We start from the raw sequence: 23,709 nt of genomic DNA, 5'->3' as shown, positions 1-23,709 counted from the left end.
TGCTTCCCTATTTCAGGAGCAATTACGCTGTCGTTAAATGGAGGCAGACATCCGGGCCTACCGGACGAATCTCGCTGAATGAGAGTTGCGGCGCATCGGCCAGTTTTTCAAGGCCGGGCAGCACAAACAGGCCGCGCGCGTCGTTACCTAACAGTTTAGGCGCAACGTAGACCAGAAGCTCATCCACCAGCCCTGCCTGGAGCAGCGCGCCGGCGAGCGTCGGACCGGCTTCGACCCAGATGCTGTTGACCTGCTGTTTACCCAGCAGCATCATCAGCACCACCAGATCGAGATGCCCGCTGTGTTCCGGCACCATAATGCTGCGCACGCCTTGCGGCCATTCGCGCGTATCTTCTTTGGTGCGGGCAATCCAGGTTTCCCCCGGTTGCTGCACGATACGGTGTTCCGGCGTCACGCGGTTCTGGCTATCAATAATAATGCGCAGCGGCTGACGCAGGTTCTCCTGCGGATAGAGTGCCTGGGTATCGGCATTCAGCTCATCCCAGCGCACGGTCAGGACCGGATCGTCAGCCAGCACCGTTTCACTGCTGGTGAGAATAGCATGGCTTTGTGCGCGCAGACGTTGCACATCGCGCCTTGCCTGTGGCGAGGTGATCCACTGGCTCTCGCCGTTCGCCATCGCCGTGCGGCCATCCAGTGACGCGCCAAGCTTAAGCTGGATAAACGGGAAGCCGGTGCGCATACGCTTCAGGAAGCCTTTATTGATGGCTTCGGCATCCTGCATCATCAGGCCGTGACTGACGTCGATCCCTTCCTGTTGCAGACGATACAGCCCGCGGCCCGCCACCTGCGGGTTAGGATCCTGCATGGCGGCGACAACGCGCGAGACTCCCGCCGCAATCAGTGCTTCGCAGCACGGAGGCGTGCGCCCGTGATGACTGCATGGCTCCAGCGTCACGTAAGCCGTCGCGCCACGCGCCCTCTCCCCCGCCATGCGCAGGGCATGCACTTCAGCGTGCGGCTCGCCTGCGCGGTAGTGAAAACCTTCACCCACGATCTCGCCATCTTTAACAATGACGCACCCGACATTAGGGTTAGGGTGAGTGGTAAACCGACCGCGCTGTGCCAGCTTCATGGCTCTCGCCATGTACATCTCGTCCTGCATAGGCTTAATCCTGTAAGCGGGCGATCTCTTCGCCAAACTCTTTAATGTCTTCGAAGCTGCGGTAAACGGAGGCGAAGCGAATATAGGCGACTTTATCGAGCTTTTTTAGCTGTTCCATCACCAGGTTACCGATCATTTTGCTCGGCACTTCGCGTTCACCTAGCCCCCGCAGATAAGATTTAATATGATTTAACGCCATTTCGACGTCATCGGAGCTGACGGGCCGTTTTTCCAGCGCCTTGAGCATCCCGCTACGCAGTTTTTCTTCATTGAACGGTTCGCGCACATCGTTACTTTTTACCACGCGCGGCATTACCAGCTCTGCCACCTCGAAGGTGGTAAAACGCTCGTTGCACACCAGACACTGCCGACGACGACGCACGGAAGACCCTTCGCCTACAAGACGTGAGTCGATGACTTTGGTATCCACAGCGGAGCAAAATGGGCAATGCATACGATGTCCCTGTTATCTGGTTAACTGATTTCTATTTTACCCTGAACTGGCCCGACAACAAAGGAAGAGCTTTTTGAGACAAAGGATCTATGCCTGACGCCACTATCCTGTCTACCATTGCAGCAATGTGTGATTTCAAGGAATTAAACGCAATGACAAGACGTTACCTGAAAATAGTGCTGGTTGGGAGCCTGTTCACGCTCAGCGCCTGCGCACAGCAAAGTGAAGTTCGCGAGATGAAACAAAGCGTGAATACGCTCAATGTGGCGATGGACAAACTTAATAAAGAAACCGTGAAGATCACCCAGCAGAACGCGCTGAATGCCAAATCCAGCAATGGCGTTTATTTATTGCCGGGTGCAAACACGCCCGCGCGTCTGAACAGCCAGATTGGCACGCTAAAGATGTCTCTGGTGAATGTTGCAGCGAATGCCGATGGTACGCGCGCAACATTACGCATTCAGGGTGAATCCAACGATCCGCTTCCCGCCTTCAGCGGCACCGTAGAGTGGGGCCAGATTCAGGGCACCACGGAGAGCTATCAGGAGGTGAACGTGAAGAATCAGCTCTTCACCGCCCCCGCCAGCACGCTGGCACCGAGCGATGTTGATATCCCGCTCCAGCTGAGCGGACTGACGCCAGAACAGTTGGGTTTTATCCGCATTCACGACATTCAACCTGCCGCGCAATAACCCGCCCTTCTAGCGGAGTGAAATGTCACTCCGCTAACATTTACATTTCGTATGGATTGGCAACATAAATGATTGCCGCTACAATCCCGGCCGTTTAAAGTACGCAAACGTGAACGCAATCGATTACGTATGTGAGAGATATGTGAAACAACACATATTTTTGTGAGCAAGGATTCCTATAATAGGCTCCGCAGAAACACGAAATATTTAGAAACGCAATTCGCGCATTTTTCACTCCCGGAAGGGAATTTCAATCAGTGGCATGATTATGAAAAAAACATTACTCGCAGCTGGCGCCGTGCTGGCACTGTCCTCCTCTTTCACTGTTAACGCAGCGGAAAACGACAAACCACAATACCTCTCCGACTGGTGGCACCAGAGCGTTAACGTGGTAGGCAGCTACCACACCCGTTTCGGGCCGCAGATCCGCAACGATACCTACCTGGAATACGAAGCGTTTGCCAAGAAAGACTGGTTTGATTTCTACGGCTACGTCGATCTGCCGGTATTCTTCGGCGGTAACTCCGATGCGAAAGGTATCTGGAACAATGGCTCCCCGCTGTTCATGGAAATCGAACCGCGTTTCTCTATCGACAAACTGACCGGCACCAGCCTGGCGTTTGGTCCGTTCAAAGAGTGGTACTTCGCGAACAACTACATCTATGACATGGGTCGCAACGATTCTCAGGAACAGAGCACCTGGTATATGGGTCTGGGTACTGACATCGAAACCGGCCTGCCAATGAGCCTGTCACTGAACGTGTATGCGAAATACCAGTGGCAGAACTATGGCGCATCAAATGAGAACGAGTGGGATGGCTACCGTTTCAAAGTGAAATACTTTGTGCCAATCACTCAGCTGTGGGGCGGTAACCTGAGCTATATCGGCTTCACTAACTTTGACTGGGGTTCAGACCTGGGCGACGATAACTTCTATGACAACAACGGGAAGCATGCTCGTACCAGTAACTCCATCGCCTCCAGCCACATTCTGGCGCTGAACTACGATCACTGGCACTACTCTGTTGTTGCGCGTTACTGGCACAACGGTGGCCAGTGGAACGACGACGCCAGCCTGAACTTCGGCAACGGCGACTTCAGCGTTCGCTCTACCGGTTGGGGTGGTTACCTGGTCGTGGGTTACAACTTCTAACCTGTGCGGACTTCGCCCGGTGGCGCTGCGCTTGCCGGGCCTACGATCCGAATGTAGGCCGGGTAAGGCGTAGACGCCACCCGGCTTTTTACTGCTTCACCTTCCGCAAAAAATCTGCCAGAGCTCTGTCCGCACTTTCGCTAAAGCGTCTCTCCGTCTGCACAATATTGAGGCACCTGTCGAGCCGGAAGCAGCGGTATGCATACTGTCAGGAGTAGACAAAAAAAATCCCGGCCAGCAGGCCGGGATTTCGATACCGCATAAGACTCTTACGGCAGAATGGACGGCTGATCCGCCCCTTCTTTCTCGACTTTCTGCTGGATCAGATGCTCGCGCTTCATGCCCAGCTTCAGCGCCAGCGCGGACGCGACGTAGATAGACGAGGCCGTACCGATAGACACACCGATCAGCATGGTCAGCGAGAAGCCTTCCAGCACCGGGCCACCGAACAGGAACAGCATCAGGATCACCATCAGGGTGGTGCCGGAGGTGATCAACGTACGGTGCAGCGTCTGGGTCAACGACACGTTAAAGATTTCGTACGGCGTGCCGCGACGGATCTTACGGAAGTTTTCACGAATACGGTCAGATACCACGATACTGTCGTTCAGTGAGTAACCGATAACGGACATCAGGGATGCCACAATCGTCAGGTCAATCTCAATGTGGAAGAGAGACAGTATGCCCATGGTGATCACCACGTCGTGCGCCAGAGCGATAACCACGCCTGCCGCCAGTCGCCACTCAAAGCGGAAACCGACGTAAATCAGAATCGAGATCAGCGCCACCAGCAGCGCCATCGCACCGGTCTGCGCCAGGTCAGCACCAACGCTCGGGCCGACAAACTCAATACGCTTAACCGTTGCATCCTGGCTGGTCGTTTCGTTAATAACCTGAACGACCTTGCTGCCCAGCTCCTGGCTGCCGTTGGCATCGTGTACCGGCGGCATACGCACCATGATGTCGCGGCTGCTGCCGAAGTTCTGTAGCAGCGGCTCTTCAAAGCCCGCTTTTTGCAGAGACTCACGCATCTGGTCCATATCGACCGGTTTTTCCAGGGTAATTTCGATCACCGTACCACCGGTGAAATCCAGACCCCAGTTAAAGCCTTTCACGCCCATAATGACGATGGACAAGATCAGCAGAAAACCTGAAATGCCGAAGGCCCAGTAGTCCCAGCGCATAAAGTCCCAGACTTTACGGCCGTGGTTCAATTGTTCAACAGTATATTCCTGTGCCACAACGCACTCCTCAGATAGACAGCTTTTTGACGCGCTTGCCGCCGTACAGCAGGTTCACGATGGCACGGGTGCCGACAATAGCGGTAAACATCGACGTTGCGACACCGATACCGGTAGTAATCGCAAAGCCTTTGATCGCGCCAGTACCCACTGCATACAGGATAAGAACCTTAATCAGTGTTGTTACGTTCGCATCGAAGATGGAGCTGAACGCCCCTTTGTAGCCTTCTTCAATCGCCTGCTGTACAGAACGACCGTTGCTCAGCTCTTCTTTAATACGTTCGTTTATCAGTACGTTGGCGTCGACCGCCACCGCAAGGGTTAGAACGATACCCGCGATACCCGGCATGGTTAGCGTCGCCCCCGGCAGCAGGGACATGATACCGATGATCAGCACCAGGTTGGCAATCAGCGCGGAGGTCGCAATCAGGCCGAACTTCTTATAGAAGAAGATCATGAAGATGATGGACACCGCCAGACCGGCCAGACACGCTTCCAGACCCTGCTTGATGTTCTGCATACCCAGGGTTGGACCGATGGTACGCTCTTCAACAATCTGAATTGGCGCAATCAGCGCACCGGCACGCAGCAGCAGAGAGAGCTGACGCGCTTCGTTCGGGTTGCTGATACCGGTAATACGGAAGCTGTTACCCAGACGAGACTGGATGTTGGCGATGTTAATCACCTCTTCCTCTTTCACCAGCACAGCACGGCCATTGGCATCTTTCTTACCGCTGTCTTTGTACTCCACGAACAGGGTCGCCATCGGCTTGCCGATGTTGTCCTTGGTGAAGTTAGACATGATGTTGCCACCTGCGCTGTCCAGCGAGATGTTAACCTGCGGCTGGTTGTACTCATCCTGGCTTGAAGTGGAGTCGGTGATATGGTCACCGGTCAGGATCACGCGTTTGTACAGCACAACCGGCTGGCCTTCGCGGGTCTGTTTCACTTCGGAATCGCCCGGCACACGGCCTGAAGCCGCAGCAGCCTGGTCAACGTTGGCGTTAACCAGACGGAACTCCAGAGTCGCCGTCGCGCCCAGAATCTCTTTCGCACGGGCGGTATCCTGGATACCTGGCAGTTCGACCACGATACGGTCAGCACCCTGACGCTGTACCAGTGGCTCAGCCACGCCCAGCTGGTTTACACGGTTACGCAGAATGTTAATGTTCTGCTGAACGGCGTACTCACGTGCTTCACTCAGACGCGCGTCGGTCATTACCGCACGCAGCTGGTTGCTGCCCTGAGAGGTGATCACCAGATCGCGGTGACGTTGAGACAGATAGGTCACAGCCTGATCGCGTGCCGCGCTGTCGCGGAACGTGATGCTCATGCCGTAGTTATCTTCTTTACGTACGGTGGTGTACGGAATGCCTTTATCGCGCAGATCGCTGCGCAGGCTGTCGATATTCTGTTCCTGTAGCTTGCCGAGCGCGGTATCCATATCCACTTCCATCAGGAAGTGAACGCCGCCACGCAGGTCAAGACCCAGTTTCATTGGCTCTGCGTTCAGCGCAGCCAGCCAGCGTGGGGTTGCAGGAGCAAGGTTAAGCGCCACGACATATTTATCACCCAGCACGCCCATCAGCGCTTCACGTGCGCGGAGCTGCGTGTCGGTGGTGTCGAAGCGAGCAAGAATTGCGCCCTCTTCCAGTGCCACAGACTTAGCGGTAATTTTTTCTTCTTGTAACGTTTTCTGGACCTGGATCAGCGTTTGCTCACTGGCGGCGACACCGCGCGCGCCAGTGATTTGAACGGCCGGATCCTCACCATACAGGTTGGGAAGCGCGTACAGCAGGCCGACGATAATCACGACGACCAGCATGATGTACTTCCACAAAGGATAACGGTTTAACACGGCAGTTCCCTTTGGGAAAAGTTGGGATTACAGCGCCTTCATGGTGCCTTTCGGCAGAACGGCAGCTACGAAGTCACGTTTGATAACCACTTCAGTGGTGTCGTTCAGGGCGATAGCAATGTAGCCGTTTTCCGCTACTTTGGTTACGCGACCCACCAGGCCACCATTGGTCAGGACTTCATCGCCCTTCGCGATGGAGTTCATCAGGTTTTTGTGCTCTTTAGTACGCTTCTGCTGTGGACGCAGGATCATGAAGTAGAAGATCAGACCGAACACAACCAGCATCAGAATCAGAGACATCGGGCTGCCCTGCGCTGGTGCACCCGTTGCTGCTACCGCATCAGAAATAAAAAAGCTCATTCAAATTCCCTCATTATTAAAATTAATCAACGTTCAACGGTGGAACATCCCGCCCCTGACGTTGGTAGAAATCGGTCACGAAGCTCTCTAATTTACCCTCTTCGATAGCCTTACGTAAACCAGCCATTAAGCGCTGATAATAACGAAGATTATGAATGGTATTGAGACGCGCCCCCAAAATCTCGTTGCAACGATCGAGATGATGCAGATACGCGCGAGAATAATTGCGACAGGTATAGCAATCGCACTCGGAATCGAGCGGGCTGGTGTCACTCTTATGCTTCGCGTTACGGATTTTCACCACGCCATCGGTAACGAACAGATGACCGTTACGTGCGTTTCGGGTTGGCATAACGCAGTCGAACATATCAATGCCGCGACGTACGCCTTCCACCAGATCTTCTGGTTTACCCACACCCATCAGGTATCGTGGTTTATCCGCCGGGATTTGCGGGCAGACATGCTCCAGAATACGGTGCATATCTTCCTTCGGCTCACCCACAGCCAAACCGCCGACAGCGTAGCCATCAAAGCCTATCTCTACCAGACCTTTAACCGAGATATCGCGTAAATCTTCGTAAACGCTGCCCTGGATAATGCCGAACAGCGCATTTTTGTTTTGCAGGGAGTCAAAACGGTCGCGGCTACGCTTCGCCCAACGCAGGGACATCTCCATGGAACGTTTGGCATAGTCCCAGTCCGCCGGGTATGGCGTACATTCGTCGAAGATCATCACGATATCGGAACCGAGATCGTACTGAATCTCCATAGACTTTTCCGGATCGAGGAAGATTGGATCGCCGTTGATCGGGTTACGGAAGTGTACGCCCTGCTCGGTGATCTTACGGATATCGCCCAGGCTGAAGACCTGGAAACCGCCGGAGTCGGTGAGGATGGGGCCTTTCCACTGCATGAAGTCGTGCAGATCGCCGTGGAGCTTCATGATCTCCTGGCCTGGACGCAGCCACAGGTGGAAGGTGTTGCCGAGAATAATCTGTGCGCCAGTGGCTTCAACTTCTTCCGGCGTCATTCCTTTTACGGTGCCGTACGTGCCCACAGGCATAAACGCGGGGGTTTCTACCACGCCGCGATCAAACACCAGGCGACCGCGACGCGCGCGGCCATCGGTGGTATCGAGTTCAAATTTCATTTTTTCTCCGACGTCAGAAAAACAGTCCAACGTTGTAACACGGTGCCGCAGACTTATTCCCCGACACGCTCATTCAAAGCCTGCGGATTGTACGTGATAAACATCGCGTCACCGTAGCTAAAAAAGCGATATTTTTGTTCTACCGCAGACTTGTAGGCGTTCATCGTATGCTGATACCCCGCAAACGCGGAGACCAGCATAATCAGCGTCGATTCAGGCAGATGGAAGTTGGTCACCAGCGCATCAATGACTTTGTACTGATAGCCCGGGTAGATAAAGATCTGCGTATCGCCAAAGAAGGGCTCAATCAGCTCTTTTTTCGCGGCCTGCGCAGCGCTCTCAAGGGAACGTACCGACGTTGTACCGACGGCCACGACGCGGCTACCGCGCGCTTTCGCCGCCAGCACCGCATCAACCACCTCCTGCGGCACTTCGGCATACTCAGAGTGCATGATGTGGTCTTCGATGCTGTCCACGCGCACCGGCTGGAACGTCCCCGCGCCGACGTGCAGCGTCACGAAGGCCATCTCAATACCCTTGGCGCGCAACTTTTCCAGCAGCGGTTCATCAAAGTGCAGGCCCGCCGTTGGCGCCGCCACTGCGCCAGGCTTCTGGCTGTAGACGGTCTGATACAGCTCGCGGTCGGCTTCTTCATCCGGGCGTTCAATGTACGGCGGCAGCGGCATGTGGCCGATGGCGTTGAGGATATCCAGCACCATGCGCTCGTCGTTGAACTCCACCTCGAACAGCGCGTCGTGACGCGCGGTCATGGTCGCTTTGATGCTCTCGTCATCACCCAGCAGCAGTTCAGCGCCCGGCTTCGGCGCTTTGGATGCGCGAATATGTGCCAGAATACGTTTATCATCGAGCATACGTTCGACCAGCACCTCAATCTTGCCGCCGCTGGCTTTACGGCCAAACAGACGCGCTGGGATCACGCGGGTATTGTTAAAGACCAGCAGATCGCCAGGGTTGAGCTTGTCGAGCAGATCGGTGAAAGTACCGTGCGTCAGCGCGCCCGTTGGCCCGTCCAGTGACAGCAAGCGACAGCTGCTACGCTCAGGCATGGGGTAGTGAGCAATCAGGGATTCAGGTAGTTCAAAGGAGAAATCGGCGACGCGCATGACGTATACTCGTGACTTAAAAACAGGCGGCATAGTCTAGTGCTCCCACCCATTTGCTGCAACAACTAGCCGCCACCGGACAAATAAAACGCATGAATTTTCTCGCTCACCTGCATCTCGCTCACCTCGCGGACAGCTCCCTCTCCGGCAATTTGCTGGCCGATTTCGTACGCGGCAACCCCGCGGAAGATTATTCCCCCGAGGTTATCGACGGGATTTTTATGCACCGCCGCATCGACGTGCTGACCGATAACCTGCCGGAAGTGACGGAAGCCAAAGCCTGGTTCCGCCCCGAAACGCGACGCGTGGCGCCGATCACGCTCGACGTCATGTGGGATCATTTCCTGTCGCGCCACTGGTCCCTGCTGTCGCCTGATATGTCGCTGCCTGAGTTTGTGCGCTACGCCCACGCGCAGGTGTCGATCATTTTGCCGGACTCCCCACCGCGCTTTGTGAATCTGAATAACTATCTGTGGTCTGAACGCTGGCTGGAGCGTTACCGCGAGATGGATTTCATTCAGAACGTGCTCAACGGCATGGCCAGCCGTCGACCGCGTCTGGACGCGCTGCGCGACTCCTGGCACGACCTGGACGAACATTATGACGCGCTGGAAACGCGCTTCTGGCAGTTCTACCCGCGCATGATGGCGCAGGCGAAAAATAAAGAACTGTGATGCCGGTTCGATTGATAGGTAAAAGCTGGTGGAACGATTGTTACCACCTCTTTGTCTTATTCCCGCGCTGCCTCTATACTGGCCCGCGTTGCGTTCCAAATAACCTTAGTATCTACAGGAGAATCATATGGTTCTGGTAACTCGTCCGGCTCCGGATTTTACAGCTGCCGCCGTTCTGGGCAACGGTGAAATCGTTGAAAACTTCAACTTCAAACAGCACACCAACGGTAAAGCGACCGTTCTGTTCTTCTGGCCAATGGACTTCACTTTCGTTTGCCCGTCTGAGCTGATCGCGTTCGACAAACGTTACGAAGAATTCCAGAAGCGTGGCGTGGAAGTGGTTGGCGTCTCCTTCGACTCTGAATTTGTACACAACGCATGGCGTAACACCCCTGTCGAAAACGGCGGCATCGGTGCGGTGAAATACGCGATGGTTGCGGACATCAAACGCGAAATCCAGCAGGCTTACGGTATCGAACATCCGGACGCTGGCGTTGCGCTGCGTGGTTCTTTCCTGATCGACGCGAACGGCATCGTTCGTCACCAGGTTGTGAACGATCTGCCGCTGGGTCGTAACATCGACGAAATGCTGCGCATGGTTGACGCGCTCCAGTTCCACGAAGAGCACGGTGAAGTGTGCCCGGCTCAGTGGGAAAAAGGTAAAGAAGGTATGGCGGCTTCCCCAGACGGCGTAGCTAAATACCTGTCTGAGAACGTATCCAGCCTGTAATCGGCACGGTTTACGAAAAAAACCCGCGACTACGCGGGTTTTTTTATGGCTTATGCTGCGCCGTCTTTTTTTACCTCGCGCCAGATGCGCCATGCCATACACGCAAGCACCATCACCCCGACGATCAGTACGCCCCAGACCATCAGCGTTTTCATTCTGCTTTCCTGCTCAGCCGCAGACGTCGCGGTTAAACGCGCCTCGCCGCCCAGCGGGACAGGTTCCAGCGTATCCGCCATCGGCAGGGCTGCCAGAGCGTAGGTTTTACGCAGTTCGGTCGGGATCAGCATATCCGTCTCCACGCTTGCCGGTTTCGCAGCCCCGTTCCCCCACGCAAGCAGATACGGCCCCTTCCCCTGCGCGTTGAACACCAGATCATAGCGCACGCGTTGCCCGATCACGCCCGGCAGGTTCTCTGGCAAACGCGCATTGAAGGTCTTGATTTTTACCGCCTCGACCAGCCCGCCCGGGAGCGGAACAGGTTCAGACGTTTTGCCGCCGAGCTGGTAGATCACCTCTTTTTTCAGCGTATGCCACCGATCCTTGTCCGCCCCCCGCCAGGCTATTTCTGCCGGGAGAACGCCGTCGCCATTCAGCATGAAGGCGATCGCACTCAGAGGCTGCGGATGCGTCCAGCGCCACACGGCTTCGCTATCGGATAGCCGCTCCCCCTCTCCCGCCAGGCTAATGTGCTCTGATTCCGGCTGCGCAGGAGCGTTAATCGCGTTGACGCCGGTTAACGTCAGGGCTGAACGCCCCGTGTTCAGCACCAGCAGCAGATAGCGATTCGCCTCAGGAGATAACACCAGATCGGTATCGATGCGGTCGAGCTTCAGGCGATCCTGTCCACTCATCACGTCCAGCAGGGGCATCTCTTCGCGCAGGGTATACCAGTTTTTTAGATCCTCGCTGTAATAGACCGATGCCGTCCCCTGCCACGAGCCCTGCGGCGTGTCCCAGAAAAGCTGGAGCTGAGAGAGCGGAACCTCCGTCGCGTTTTCCGGCAGGGTCAGCAGATAATGCTGTCCGGCAGCCGCCGCGTGTTGCCCTTCCAGCACAATCTCCACGCCGTTTCTGGCACGTAACATAATTTTATCGCCACTGCCCTCTTCCCCGCCCGGCGAGGCGTTAAGCGCAAAGAGGCGCAGCGCCGTGGTGGTCGGTGCTGGCTGCGGACGCGTCGTGGTAACCAGGCTGAACGGTACCGGCTCGCCCGACTGATTAAACACGCGCACGTCGCGCAGATCGGGCGATGTGCTCTGCTGATAAACCGCCAGCGGCAGCATGACCCGATACCACGGCGAAGAGGCAGAGGTATCAAGGGACAGGCCATAGGCATAATCCCGCGGGGATTCCACCGGCGCGCCCTCGCTGAATGCCGGACCGGCCACGGCCAGCAGTGCCGCACAAACAACCGCATTCATCCATTTCATTTTTCTTCTCCTGCTTTAGGCGGTAGCGGCGAGAAATAGCCCACAATCAGGACCAGGATCGCCACGCCAATAAACGCGACAGCACGCGCCAGGCCGCCACCGCCCGCGCTGTCCACCAGCATCAGTTTGAGCATGACCACCCCCAGCAGCACCGCACCGGCAAGCCACTGCTGACGGGAGGCCTGACGGGTGGCGCGGATCATGACCACCAGCGCGCAGAACATCCAGAACAGGGCAAAGGTGGTCTGGATAAGCCGCGAATGCCACAGCGACTCCATATTCCAGGCCACCTCGCCGTACCACGCCAGCGCGCGCAGCAGCGCGCCGTTGAGCCACCAGAAGCCAAGCGCCATCAGCACAACGGCGGGCCACGGTCGGGACTGAGCAAGCGATGCCGGATAGTGGCGATCCACTGCCCGATAAAACACCACCAGCCCCAGCAGCGCGAACGCCGCCCCTTCCTCAAGCGGGTTCACCAGCGGCAGCCAGGTCTGTCGATAGACTACCCCGTCCTGGAAATTAGTCACGACCAGCAATACCACCAGCGCCACAACCACAGGGATCACGGCAAGGCAGGCGTAGAGCGCAGGCCATACCCGGAACGGCCACCCGCGACGCCGTACGGCCGCGGAGAGCGCCATAATCACCCCACCGCCGACAGCCATCGCAATGCCGCTTCCCCAGGCCGCCATGCCCCATGGCAGGGAGCGGGCAAACCAGTAAAGCTCGGCGGCCATGGCAAGTAAAATCATCCACAACAGCGACAGATGCAGCCCCATTGCGATGCGCGGAAGAAGTTTATCTTCGTCGCGCCGCAGCATCATCAGGGCGGCAGGCAGCGCAATAGACCAGGCCAGATTTGCCCAGCCGGCTGCCAGGATCTGCTGTTGCCAGACCTGATAAAGCACCATCAGCAGCATCACCGGCCACAGCAGCCATTTGCTGGCATCCAGCTCCCGCCATGCCAGACGAGCGGCAGCCTGCCGCCATCCCCAGGCCGACACCGCCGTCAGCGCCAGCACGCCCGCAAGAACCGATAATTCTGTCTTGAGGATCAGTTGCGACGCACCCAGTTGCGCCACTAACCAGAACAGCAGCCCACCGACCAGCAGCGCCCAACTGCCCGACAGCACGATTTTCTGCCACAGCCAGGCCGCAGCCAGCCAGCAAAGACTGAGCACTGCGAAAATAAGCAGCAGGCTCAGCGAGGTGACGCCGTTCATCTGCGCCCATATCGCGCTGCCGAGCGCCAGCACCAGCAGCGCCGTCCCGCTATAGCTCATACGCCGCTGCTGCTGTTGCACGCCCAGCCAGAGGATACCCAGCCCCTCCAGCGCCCAGGCCATCGCCGTCCAGCGCGCCGAAAGCGCCAGCGGAATGGCAAGCGTGGCAAACCCGCCGCCAATCGCCAGCGCCGCCATAATCAGTGGTCGCCCAATGGAGGGGTAACGTCGCAGCGCGAGGAACGCCAGTGAGAGATAAAACGCACCATAACCCAGCGCGCTGAGTGCCGGGCCGTACGTCCAGTGCGACGTCATGCCGTACTGCATCCCAAAACCAATCAGCGGCGGGGCAAACAGCAGTACGCCGTCAATTATCTGTTTGCCTTTTTCCTGCGCCCGCAGCGACAGCGCTACGCTAAACACGCCAAAAATAAGCGTATTGGCAATCAGGAACAGCTGACAGATAACATAGTTTTCAGGCTGGTAGTCGCTCAGCCCCCACACTCCGCCAACGCCAAACGTGAAGAGCAGCCCGAGAAGGTTGAGCTCGCGCCAGTGCTGCCAGATGCTGATGACGAGAATGCCGATGGAGAGCAGAAGATAGAAGGAGAACAGCGCCACAAAGCTACCGCCCCCGGTAGACAGGAGCAGCGGCGCAAGATATCCGCCGAGGCTCGCCAGCATGGCAAGGCTCAGCGCCTTTTGCAGCACGGCCAGCCCGACGCTCGCCGCGCAAATCACCACCAGCAGCGCAAACGCCAGCGTCATCGGCAGCATCTGCCACAGCCGGAATGCGCCAAAGACGGTCAGGTAAAGCACGCCGGTCGCCCCGCCCTGGAGGATCAGCGCGTAGATCCGCTGCCTGTGCCGCAGCCGCCATCCAACGGCCAGCAGAACCATGGCAAACAGCGCCGTGGCGGCAAGACGCAGCTCAAGCGGAAACAGTGAATGTTCAACGGTATAGCGCAGCAGGAAAGAGAGGCCGAGGAAGAGCAGTACAATCCCCAGTTTTGCCAGCGGATTGCCCTGCATAAACCAGCGCGTCAGCGAGGACAGGATGCCGCCAAAGGCGGAAGGCCGTTTTGCCGCCGGGACAGGCGCAGGTTCTGCTTCAGTGACGGGCGGTTCGGGACGCCAGGGATCGACAGGTGCGTTAACGGCCTCTGGCACCGGCGCTGGTGTCTCCACTGGCGCGGCGGTCTGCACCGGCTCCGGCGCTTTCTCAGCTACACCGTGCTGCTCAAGCGCCTCAATGCGCTGGCGAAGCCGGGCGATCTCCTGCCGCGCCGCCGTGCTTCGATTAAAGCCTATCACCGCAAGCACGGGGGCCACGACCAGCGCAAAAACCAGGAACAAACAGCCAAGGATGTAAAGCTCGTCCATGTTTCCACCTTCACCGTAAAAGATCCGTTAAGATTGACACAAATAGTTGCATTTGCGCCATCTAAAAGGTGAAAACCATGCTGCCTGCGCTTAGCTGCCGAACCAGACCGTAGCGGAGATCGCCGGCAGCGTGAGCACGTTCTCCTGTAACGTCGCTTTCCCCTCTTTGCTCTTCCACGTTTTACCGGCCAGCAGCGGTGAATCTTCCAGCACCACTTCACACGCCTCACCCCGGTTGATCGCCACCAGCACGCGCTGCTGGTTGTAGACGCGGACAAACACCACCACGTTATCGTGGGCGTACATCACCTGACAGCCCCCGTAGCGCAGGGCCTGGCTCTGCTTGCGTAGTGTCGCCATACGCTGGTACAGGCTGAACAGATCCTGATCCTGCTTTTCAGGCTCCCATGGGAAGGTTTTGCGGCAGAACGGATCGTTGTTACCGTCCAGCCCCATTTCATCTCCGTAATAGATGCACGGCACGCCCGGCCAGGTGAAAAGCCAGGTCACCGCCAGCGGCAGACGCGCCACATCTTTACCCAGCAGCGATTTAAAGCGCGCGGTATCGTGGCTGTCGAGCTGGTTAAACATCCGAAGCTGCTGCTGATGAGACAGGCCAGCGCGATAGTTCTCCATCCACGCCATGCAGGTTTCAGCGTCAATATGCTGCGGATCATAAGAGATATCGGTGTTAGCGAGGAAGCCCCACAGCGGGAAGGTGAAGCCGCGATAATTCATCGACGCGTCTTCTGCATCTGCCTGCAACCACTGACGCGCGTCGCCAAAGTGCTCCCCGAAGACGAATGCTTCCGACCGGGCCGCTTTTGCCGATCGGGTAATGGCGGCGACATGCTGAAGGTTATTCCGCGCCCCGCCTGCTTCACCCAGCATATGCACCACGTCCAGCCGCCAGCCGTCCATATTCCACGGCGCTTTCAGCCAGTGGCGCACGATGCTGTCTTCGCCGCCGTAGATTTCATTCACAAGCGTTGACGACTGGAAATCGAGCTTCGGCAGGCTCGGGTAGCCCAGCCAGTCCAGGGCGCGGCCATTCTCGTCAAAACTGTACCAGTCACGCTGGGGGGAATCCGGATTATGGCATGCGCCGCCCATCGACTGATTGTGGCGGTCGAACCACGCATGAGAATCACCGCTGTGATTGAACACGCCATCAAGGATCAGGCGCATACCTTCTTTTTGCGTGTTGTGGCGCAGCCGCAGCAGCGCCTCGTCACCGCCAAACTGCTCGTCAACGTGGCGGTAGTCCTGCGTATCGTATTTGTGAACGCTTGGCGCTTTAAACACCGGGTTCAGGTACAGCGCCGTCACGCCGAGCTTTTTCAGGTACGGCAGTTTTTCGCTGATACCGTCGAGATCGCCGCCGTAAAAGGTCGATCCCCCCGCCTGGGCGGTCAGCGGCTCGTCCCATTTTTTCAGAATGATGTCGTGACCGACCGCATGATGGTAATAAACCTTGTCCTGGTCGGCGGTGCGCTTTTCACTGCGCGCAAAGCGGTCCGGGAAAATCTGGTAAAAGACCTGATCGTTAACCCACTGCGGGCCGTTATCCGGGTGATCCACGGCAAACTGCTCCAGCCGGGCCGGAGGGAAACGGCTGAAGCCCTGCGGGGTAAACCACAGCTGGCGGTTGTTCCACAGCAGCTTGAAGCCGTAGCGGCGACGCGGCTGTCCGCTGCGCAAATCGATATTCGCCCGCCATGCCGTAATACCCGGCTGAGGCTGGCTGCGCACCTTGTGCATTTTCAGCGATGTCTCTTCGTTATCCACTTCGGCGCGCAGGGTCACACGTTCAGGCTGATTTTCCCCTGCCAGCCAGAGCGTAATCACAAGGTTGTCTTTGTTTTGCTTAACAAATGGGGCAACCGGAAGGTGCCAGGCGTTTAACATCACGAATCCCCTTTGATGAAATTGACGTCACCTTGCCACAGGGTGATTAAAGATAGCTCATCGTGTTCGGGATTATTGGGGGAGGAGAACGGAGGAGGAGATTTTTCCAGGGCAAAAGGGAGTGTAGGCCGGGTAAGCGCAGCGCCACCCGGCATTTTTACCTTACTGTGCTTCCGCCAGCTGACGATCGCGGCGACATTTAAACATCCAGCCCACCAGCAGCAGAACGATCCACGCACAGCCCACATAAAGGGAAATGCGGGTATCCGGGTGGTAGCCAATCAGGCCGATGATAAACACCAGGAAGATGAGGCCAACGACGGTCGTCGCAACACCGCCCGGCACTTTAAACTTCAGCGCTTTGGCCTCTTCTGGCGACAGGCGGCGACGGAACGCAATCTGCGACAGCAGGATCATGATCCACACCCACACCGTCGCAAAGGTCGCCAGCGACGCAATCACCAGGAAGACGTTCTCCGGCATAATGTAGTTCAGGTAGACCGAGAACAGCAGCGCCACGGTCATAACCAGCACCGTTACCCACGGGGTACCGCGACGCGACGTTTTGGCAAACACCTTCGGCGCACTGCCCTGCTCCGCCATGCCGTGCAGCATACGGCCCACGCCGAACACGTCACTGTTGATGGCCGACAGCGAGGCGGTCAGCACCACAAAGTTGAGAATGCTGGCGGCAAACGCAATGCCCATATGCTGGAAAGTCAGGACAAACGGGCTGCCGTTGGTGCCCACCTGGTTCCACGGGTAGATGGACATAATCACAAACAGCGTGCCCACGTAGAACACCAGGATGCGCATCGGCACCGAGTTGATGGCGCGCGGAATAGACTTCTCCGGATCTTTCGCTTCCCCGGCGGTGATGCCGATAATCTCGATTCCGCCATAGGCGAACATGACCATCTGCAGCGACATGACCATCCCGAGCCAGCCGTTGCTAAAGAAGCCGCCGTTGCTCCACAGGTTGTGAATGCCGGTTGGCTGTCCACCGTTGCCGATACCCCAGATGATAATGCCGAAACCGGCGAGGATCATGATGATAATGGTCGCGACCTTGAAGAAGGAGAACCAGAACTCCAGCTCGCCAAACACCTTCACGCTCATCAGGTTAACGGCGCAGATAATCAGCACCACGCTCAGCACCCAGATCCAGTGCGGCACGGCGGGGAACCAGACACCCATATAGATACCAAACGCCGTCACATCGGCAATGGCAACAATCAGGATTTCGAAGCAGTAGGTCCAGCCGGTGATAAACCCGGCCAGCGGGCCTAAATTTTCCTGCGCGTAGCGGGAGAAGGAACTGGCAGAGGGGTTGTGAACCGACATTTCGCCAAGGGCGCGCATGATGATATACGCCGCCACGCCGCCGATGATGTAGGCCAGCAGAACGCTTGGACCGGCCATTTTGATGGCATCTGCCGAGCCATAAAAAAGACCGGTACCGATAGCCGAGCCCAGCGCCATAAAGCGGATGTGGCGGGTGCTCAATCCACGTTTAAGTTTGTTAGTGCTTTCCATTAAAATCTTGCCATTCAACACGAAAAAAACAAAAAACCACGGGGCCTTAAGCCCCGTGGTTAAACAATTTGTTGCCGTTGATTAATGGGCGTTGGATGTCACCTGACGCCCTGCCGCACGGTCCCAGATAATCGCCAGAACCAGCGCTACAACGGAAGGCATCAGCCAGGCCAGGCCCTGCTCGGACAGCGGCAGACGCTGTGTCCAGGCTGGCAGGATTTCTGCAAATGCTGATGCTTTGATCCCGTCAAGGATACCAAAAATCAGGCTGATAAACATGGCTGGCGCAATAATTCGCGTGGAGTTATGCCACCACGGACGGGTGAAGCTCAGCACTACCAGCACGATACATGGCGGATAGATCGCCGTCAGCACCGGAATTGAGACCTGAATCAGGTGGCTCAGACCGAGGTTTGACACCGCCATGGAGAAGATGCCGAGGATAAACACCAGCGTGCGGTAAGAAAGCGGCAGATACTGAGCGAAGAACTCCGCGCAGGCGCAGGTCAGACCCACCGCCGTCACCAGACAGGCCAGGAAAATCAGCGCCGCCAGCAGCATGCTGCCTGCACCACCAAAGGTGTGCTGCACGTAAGCATGCAGGATCGCCGCGCCGTTTGCGCTCTGATCGACCAGCGTTGCGCTATCTGAACCCAGACGGAACAGCGCCAGATACAGCAGCGTCAGGCCGACACCGGCCATCAGGCCAGCCCAGATGGTGTAGCGAGTCAGCAGACGCGCTTCGGTCACCCCGCGGGAACGCGCGGCGTTAACGATAACGATACCAAACACCATCGCGCCAAGCGTATCCATCGTCAGATAGCCGTTCACGAAACCGTTTGAGAACGCCGCGTTCTGGTAGGCGTCCATCGCGGAGCTGATGGGCCCCGCAGGCCAGACGATGGCCGCAACCGCCAGCACAATCAGCGCCACAATTTTCAGCGGTGCCAGGAAGTTACCCACAGTATCCAGCAGTTTGCCCGGATAGAGAGAAACCAGAATCACGATGGCGAAGTAAATGAGGCTGTAAATAAACAGCGGCATCGCGCCGTCACCGGTCAGCGGGGCAATACCCACTTCAAAGGAGACGGTCGCCGTACGCGGGGTCGCGAACAGCGGGCCAACGGCCAGATAGCAGACGGTTGCCAGCAGAACGCCAGCCACTTTGCCAATCGGGGTGCTGAGGCTGTCCACACCGCCACCGACTTTCGCCAGCGCGATAACGGTCAGTACCGGCAGGCCCACGGCAGTAAGCAGGAAGCCAAACGCAGCCGTCCAGACGTGTTCACCCGCCTGTAAGCCAACCATTGGAGGAAAAATGATGTTACCTGCGCCAACGAACAGCGCAAATGTCATAAAGCCCAGCGCGATAATGTCACGCGATTTCAAGTGATGGGTCATAAAACCTTACTGCCTGTGGATGTGGTGTTGAATACGTTGAGATTTTCGCCATCCCTGACGGGACGATACAGCGGAAAATTTGCTCAATTTCAGCGGGATATGCTCCCGTCCAGGCGTGGCGAAGAATAGTTTTTCGATTTACCACGCAAATACAGTCGGTCTGACAGTATATGGGGGGCAATTTAAACGCTTATAACGTTTAAAGGCAAGAAGGGATCGTAAAACCAGAACAATATGCCAGCATGAAAATTCAGACCAAAATAATATGCCATGTATAAGAAAAACTCATGGCTAATCATGCGAACAAAAAAGCACCAGCCGTATAATATTCACTCGCGTTTCGCTTGACTGCAAAGCAAACGGGCCAGCAATCGCTGGCCCGTGGAAAGGTAGCCTGACACACACGCTGTCAGGCACTTTTTTTGGCAATTAATCGTTCCGGAATCACGAAGCTAAAGCGCGTGCCCTTACCCAGGGTGCTTTCGATATTGAGCCGGCTTTCGTGGTGGCTGACGGCATGCTTCACAATTGCCAGCCCCAGTCCGCTCCCGCCGGTCTGCCGCGAGCGCGCCTTATCCACCCGGTAGAACCGTTCGGTGAGACGCGGGAGGTGTTCAGGCCCAATCCCCGGCCCGTTGTCCTCGACGCTAAACTCAGCCCCTGCCGGAGTATGCTGCCACCGCACCGCGATATGCGTCCCTGTCGGGGTATGATTCACGGCGTTATAGACCAGGTTTGAGATAGCGCTTCGCAGCTCATCTTCACTGCCGAGCACTTTCAGCGTGTTATCAACATCAAAACTCAGGGTGTGTTGATTATGGCTCAGCGTTTGGGCTTCGCGCTCCACCACTCGCAGCATCATCGGCACATCAATGATGTCGTTTAGCGCCAGCGACGGGGCAGCCTCAATTTTTGAAAGCGTTAGTAGCTGTTTGACCAGCCCTTCCATGCGGAACGTCTGTTCCCGCATGGTATGCAGCGCTTTCTCACGCGGCGCCCCCTCAAGCGTTTGCTCCTGCATCATCTCCAGATAGCCCTGAAGCACCGTCAACGGCGTACGCAGCTCGTGGCTGACGTTGGCAAAGAAGTTACGTCTTGCGCCCTCAAGCTGATGCATCTGGGTGACATCCCGCGCCACCATCAGCCACTGCCGATCGCTGTAGGGCATCACGCGAATTTCAAGATGGCGACCGTTATTGAGCTTCAGATTGTGCGGACGACTAAAATCACGCGTTTTCAGATACAGCGTGAACTCGGGATAGCGCAGAAGGTTGAGGATGTTCTGACCGTTATCATCCGGCCAGCGCAGGCCCAGCAGCTGCTGTGCGAGGCCATTGCACCAGAAGATGGTCCCTTCTTCCGTCGTCAGGATCACTGCGTCCGGCAGCGACTCCGCGCCGCTGCGAAAGCGTTTTATCAGGCTTCCCAGCTCACGACGGCGCTTTTTATTACGCATCTGCATCTGGTGCAGGCCGTAGAGTAGCGGTTCCCAGCTCCCGCTTCCCGGCGGGGGTGTCATACTTCTGTCGACCCACAGCCACCAGGAAAGACGCAGTAAATTCCAGAAATGCCAGACGAGCAACCCCGTCACGGCCACCAGTAAAAACCACGGCAGATAGCCAAAAATAGCCCCCAGAATGAGGGCCGGAATACAGCATAAGATCAGTTCAAAGACGAGCCTTTTCCATGACAGACGTTCCAGCACGCGTCACACTCCTGTCATTGTTCAGAAACGGGTCGAGAAGCGATAACCCGTGCCGCGGACCGTCTGTACCATGCGATCGTGGCCGCTCAGTTCCAGTGCTTTACGCAGGCGGCGAATATGGACGTCAACCGTTCGGTCTTCGACATAGACGTTAGTTCCCCAGACGTTATTCAGCAACTGTTCGCGGCTGTAAACGCGCTCCGGGTGGGTCATAAAGAAGTGCAGGAGTTTAAATTCGGTGGGGCCCATATCGAGGGGATTTTCACCGGTCATGACCCGGTGTGAGGTAGGATCCAGGCTCAGGCCCTGCATCTCAATCACCTCTTCCACCGCCATCGGTGAAATACGGCGCATCACGGCTTTGATACGCGCCACCAGCTCTTTCGGGGAGAACGGTTTGGTGATGTAATCGTCCGCGCCGGTTTCCAGACCGCGCACGCGATCCTCTTCCTCACCGCGCGCCGTCAGCATCACCACCGGGATATCGCGGGTCATCGCCTCGCGTTTGATATGCTTGATAAACTGCAATCCGGAACCGCCAGGCAGCATCCAGTCCAGCAGGATCAGATCGGGCCAGGGTTCATTCAGCTGGTTCACCGCGCTGTCATAATCTTCCGCTTCAACCGGCTGGAAGCCATTTTGTTCAAGCACGAAGCACACCATTTCACGGATCGGAGCTTCATCTTCTACGACCAGAATACGTCTCGCCATACTTTGCCCTGTCTTATCGTATTTAAGTTACAAGTCTGTAATGCGGCGTCATTATGCGTCAGATTTATGACAGATTTATGAAAAACATTACCACGATAAATAGCAAACTGTTGTTTTATTACAGCGGTTATTTTCCGTTCCCCGAACGTTTATAATCCTGCTTTCTTATTATTGCCACGGATCTCTTATGCGCATACTTCACACCTCAGACTGGCACCTGGGTCAAAATTTTTACAGCAAAAGCCGCGCCGCGGAACATGAAGCGTTCCTGAACTGGCTGCTGGAGACGGCTCAGGCTCACGAGGTGGACGCAATTATTGTGGCGGGCGACATTTTTGATACCGGATCGCCGCCGAGCTATGCGCGTGAGCTGTACAACCGTTTTGTGGTCAACCTCCAGCAAACCGGTTGTCACCTGGTGATTGTCGCCGGAAACCATGACTCGGTGGCGACGCTGAATGAATCCCGCGATATTCTGGCGTTCCTCAATACCACCGTGGTGGCCAGCGCCGGACACGCGCCGCAGATCCTGAAAAAACGTGATGGCACGCCGGGCGCGGTGCTATGCCCAATTCCGTTTTTACGCCCGCGCGATATCGTGCAAAGCCAGGCAGGCCTGTCCGGGAGCGAAAAACAGCAGCATCTGTTGCAGGCCATCACCCGCTATTATCACCAGCAGCATACGGAAGCCTGCGCCCTGCGCGGCGAACAGGCCATTCCTATCGTTGCCACCGGGCACCTCACCACAGTCGGGGCCAGTAAGAGTGACGCGGTGCGCGAGATTTATATCGGTACGCTGGACGCGTTTCCAGCGCAAAACTTTCCTCCCGCCGACTATATTGCCCTCGGGCATATTCACCGGGCCCAGATCGTCGGGGGATGCGAGCATATTCGCTACTGCGGCTCGCCCATTTCCCTCAGTTTTGACGAAACGGGCAAAGCCAAATCCGTGCATCTGGTGAGCTTCACCGAAGGCAAACTTAGCGCCGTTGAGACGCTTGAGGTGCCGGTCACCCAGCCGCTGGCAGTGCTGAAAGGCGATCTGGCCGCCATTACCGCTCAGCTTGAGCAGTGGCGCGGCGCAGTGCTTAATCCCCCCGTCTGGCTCGATATCGAAATCGCCACCGATGACTACCTGTACGATATGCAGCGTAAAATTCAGACGCTGACGGAAGACCTTCCTGTGGAGGTGCTGCTGGTACGTCGCAGCCGCGAGCAGCGCGAGAAAATTCTGCTGAACGCCCAGCGTGAAACGCTTAGCGAACTTCGGGTTGAAGAGGTGTTCGCGCGGCGGCTTGCGCATGAAGAAGTGGACGAGGCCAGGCGCACCAGGCTTAACGAGCTGTTTGCCCATACCTTGCATTCCCTCAATGACGAGGACGAAAACGCATGAAAATTCTGAGCCTGCGTCTGAAAAATCTGAATTCGCTAAAGGGTGAGTGGAAAATCGATTTCACCGCGGAGCCTTTCGCCAGCAATGGGCTGTTTGCCATCACCGGCGCAACCGGCGCGGGTAAAACCACGCTGCTGGATGCCATCTGCCTGGCGCTTTACCACGAAACACCGCGTCTTAATAAGGTCTCTCAGGCACAAAACGACCTGATGACGCGCGATACCGCCGAATGCCTGGCTGAAGTGGAATTTGAGGTCAAAGGCGTTGCTTATCGCGCTTTCTGGAGCCAGAACCGCGCCCGCAACCAGCCAGACGGGAACTTACAGGCACCGCGCGTTGAGCTGGCCCGCTGCGAAGACGGCAAAATTCTGGCCGATAAAGTCACGGATAAGCTGGAACAAACCGCCGCACTCACCGGGCTGGACTATGGTCGCTTTACCCGCTCGATGTTGCTCTC

20 protein-coding genes and 1 pseudogene are annotated in these 23,709 nt (G+C 56.7%); 6 read left to right on the top strand and 15 right to left on the bottom strand.

The window, feature by feature from the left end; all coding sequences use genetic code 11:
* Positions 1–22: 22 nt before the first annotated feature.
* Positions 23–1,126 (bottom strand): bifunctional diaminohydroxyphosphoribosylaminopyrimidine deaminase/5-amino-6-(5-phosphoribosylamino)uracil reductase RibD, encoded by a 1,104-nt coding sequence (ribD, locus tag HP459_RS03295; RefSeq protein WP_171935937.1) that lies wholly within the window; start codon positions 1,124–1,126, stop codon positions 23–25.
* Positions 1,127–1,130: 4 nt separating this feature from the next.
* Complete coding sequence (nrdR, locus tag HP459_RS03290) at positions 1,131–1,580, bottom strand: transcriptional regulator NrdR (RefSeq protein ID WP_003859099.1); 450 nt, start codon at positions 1,578–1,580, stop codon at positions 1,131–1,133.
* A gap of 152 nt (positions 1,581–1,732) precedes the next feature.
* Here nrdR and HP459_RS03285 point away from each other — a divergent pair, with 152 nt between their 5' ends.
* Both HP459_RS03285 and HP459_RS03280 read left to right on the top strand, forming a co-directional pair.
* Complete coding sequence (locus HP459_RS03285) at positions 1,733–2,272, top strand: DUF3251 domain-containing protein (protein ID WP_003859100.1); 540 nt, start codon at positions 1,733–1,735, stop codon at positions 2,270–2,272.
* Between the two features lie 268 nt (positions 2,273–2,540).
* Positions 2,541–3,425 carry a nucleoside-specific channel-forming protein Tsx gene (locus tag HP459_RS03280; protein ID WP_032621817.1) on the top strand — a complete coding sequence of 295 codons (885 nt, stop codon included), beginning with the start codon at positions 2,541–2,543 and terminating at the stop codon, positions 3,423–3,425.
* 88 nt (positions 3,426–3,513) lie between these two features.
* Here the strand turns inward: HP459_RS03280 and HP459_RS03275 are convergent.
* The 6 genes and pseudogenes from HP459_RS03275 to queA form a co-directional block, all read right to left on the bottom strand.
* Positions 3,514–3,624, bottom strand: a pseudogene (locus HP459_RS03275) (DNA-binding transcriptional regulator); the annotation flags it as partial.
* Positions 3,625–3,694: 70 nt separating this feature from the next.
* Entirely contained in the window at positions 3,695–4,666 is a 972-nt protein-coding gene (gene secF / locus HP459_RS03270) for a protein translocase subunit SecF (protein WP_003859105.1), read from the bottom strand.
* 10 nt (positions 4,667–4,676) lie between these two features.
* Positions 4,677–6,524 carry a protein translocase subunit SecD gene (secD, locus tag HP459_RS03265; protein ID WP_032621613.1) on the bottom strand — a complete coding sequence of 616 codons (1,848 nt, stop codon included), beginning with the start codon at positions 6,522–6,524 and terminating at the stop codon, positions 4,677–4,679.
* 27 nt (positions 6,525–6,551) lie between these two features.
* A complete protein-coding gene (yajC, locus tag HP459_RS03260; protein WP_003859109.1) occupies positions 6,552–6,884 on the bottom strand; it encodes a preprotein translocase subunit YajC in 333 nt (110 codons plus the stop codon).
* Between the two features lie 22 nt (positions 6,885–6,906).
* Positions 6,907–8,034 carry a tRNA guanosine(34) transglycosylase Tgt gene (tgt, locus tag HP459_RS03255; protein ID WP_003859110.1) on the bottom strand — a complete coding sequence of 376 codons (1,128 nt, stop codon included), beginning with the start codon at positions 8,032–8,034 and terminating at the stop codon, positions 6,907–6,909.
* 53 nt (positions 8,035–8,087) lie between these two features.
* Entirely contained in the window at positions 8,088–9,158 is a 1,071-nt protein-coding gene (gene queA, locus HP459_RS03250; protein ID WP_088401819.1) for a tRNA preQ1(34) S-adenosylmethionine ribosyltransferase-isomerase QueA, read from the bottom strand.
* Positions 9,159–9,250: 92 nt separating this feature from the next.
* On the opposite strand from queA, the gene acpH reads away from it, so the two are divergent.
* Together acpH and HP459_RS03240 are read left to right on the top strand one after the other, a co-directional pair.
* Complete coding sequence (acpH, locus tag HP459_RS03245) at positions 9,251–9,832, top strand: ACP phosphodiesterase (RefSeq protein ID WP_038415474.1); 582 nt, start codon at positions 9,251–9,253, stop codon at positions 9,830–9,832.
* 127 nt (positions 9,833–9,959) lie between these two features.
* Positions 9,960–10,562 carry a peroxiredoxin C gene (locus HP459_RS03240; RefSeq protein WP_003859113.1) on the top strand — a complete coding sequence of 201 codons (603 nt, stop codon included), beginning with the start codon at positions 9,960–9,962 and terminating at the stop codon, positions 10,560–10,562.
* A gap of 50 nt (positions 10,563–10,612) precedes the next feature.
* Here the strand turns inward: HP459_RS03240 and HP459_RS03235 are convergent, their stop codons facing one another.
* The 7 genes from HP459_RS03235 to phoB all read right to left on the bottom strand — a co-directional run bounded on the left by HP459_RS03235 (position 10,613) and on the right by phoB (position 21,859).
* Positions 10,613–11,992 carry a DUF3999 domain-containing protein gene (locus HP459_RS03235; RefSeq protein WP_171935936.1) on the bottom strand — a complete coding sequence of 460 codons (1,380 nt, stop codon included), beginning with the start codon at positions 11,990–11,992 and terminating at the stop codon, positions 10,613–10,615.
* Positions 11,989–14,598, bottom strand: a complete 2,610-nt coding sequence (locus tag HP459_RS03230; protein WP_171935935.1) for a DUF2339 domain-containing protein — start codon at positions 14,596–14,598, stop codon at positions 11,989–11,991. Before HP459_RS03230 ends, HP459_RS03235 begins: the two co-directional genes overlap by 4 nt.
* Positions 14,599–14,688: 90 nt before the next feature.
* Positions 14,689–16,506, bottom strand: coding sequence for a maltodextrin glucosidase (gene malZ / locus HP459_RS03225; protein ID WP_171935934.1), 1,818 nt, complete (start codon positions 16,504–16,506; stop codon positions 14,689–14,691).
* Between the two features lie 162 nt (positions 16,507–16,668).
* Entirely contained in the window at positions 16,669–18,042 is a 1,374-nt protein-coding gene (proY, locus tag HP459_RS03220; protein ID WP_126503118.1) for a proline-specific permease ProY, read from the bottom strand.
* Between the two features lie 81 nt (positions 18,043–18,123).
* A complete protein-coding gene (gene brnQ / locus HP459_RS03215; protein WP_003859118.1) occupies positions 18,124–19,443 on the bottom strand; it encodes a branched-chain amino acid transporter carrier protein BrnQ in 1,320 nt (439 codons plus the stop codon).
* Positions 19,444–19,852: 409 nt separating this feature from the next.
* On the bottom strand, positions 19,853–21,148 hold the full coding sequence (phoR, locus tag HP459_RS03210) for a phosphate regulon sensor histidine kinase PhoR (RefSeq protein ID WP_023299433.1): 1,296 nt from the start codon (positions 21,146–21,148) through the stop codon (positions 19,853–19,855).
* A 21-nt stretch (positions 21,149–21,169) separates the two neighbouring features.
* Positions 21,170–21,859 (bottom strand): phosphate response regulator transcription factor PhoB, encoded by a 690-nt coding sequence (phoB, locus tag HP459_RS03205; protein WP_003859122.1) that lies wholly within the window; start codon positions 21,857–21,859, stop codon positions 21,170–21,172.
* Positions 21,860–22,046: 187 nt separating this feature from the next.
* Here phoB and sbcD point away from each other — a divergent pair, with 187 nt between their 5' ends.
* Both sbcD and HP459_RS03195 read left to right on the top strand, forming a co-directional pair.
* A complete protein-coding gene (gene sbcD / locus HP459_RS03200) occupies positions 22,047–23,252 on the top strand; it encodes an exonuclease subunit SbcD (RefSeq protein WP_032624766.1) in 1,206 nt (401 codons plus the stop codon).
* Positions 23,249–23,709: AAA family ATPase (locus HP459_RS03195; RefSeq protein ID WP_171935933.1), on the top strand; the 461-nt coding region annotated here is incomplete at its 3' end. The genes sbcD and HP459_RS03195, both read left to right, overlap by 4 nt.

The sequence above is a fragment of the Enterobacter sp. CM29 genome, from assembly GCF_013179605.1.
Lineage (GTDB): Bacteria > Pseudomonadota > Gammaproteobacteria > Enterobacterales > Enterobacteriaceae > Enterobacter > Enterobacter intestinihominis.
Note: the sequence above shows the minus strand (reverse complement) of the source record. Positions and strands in the feature narration are given on the sequence as shown.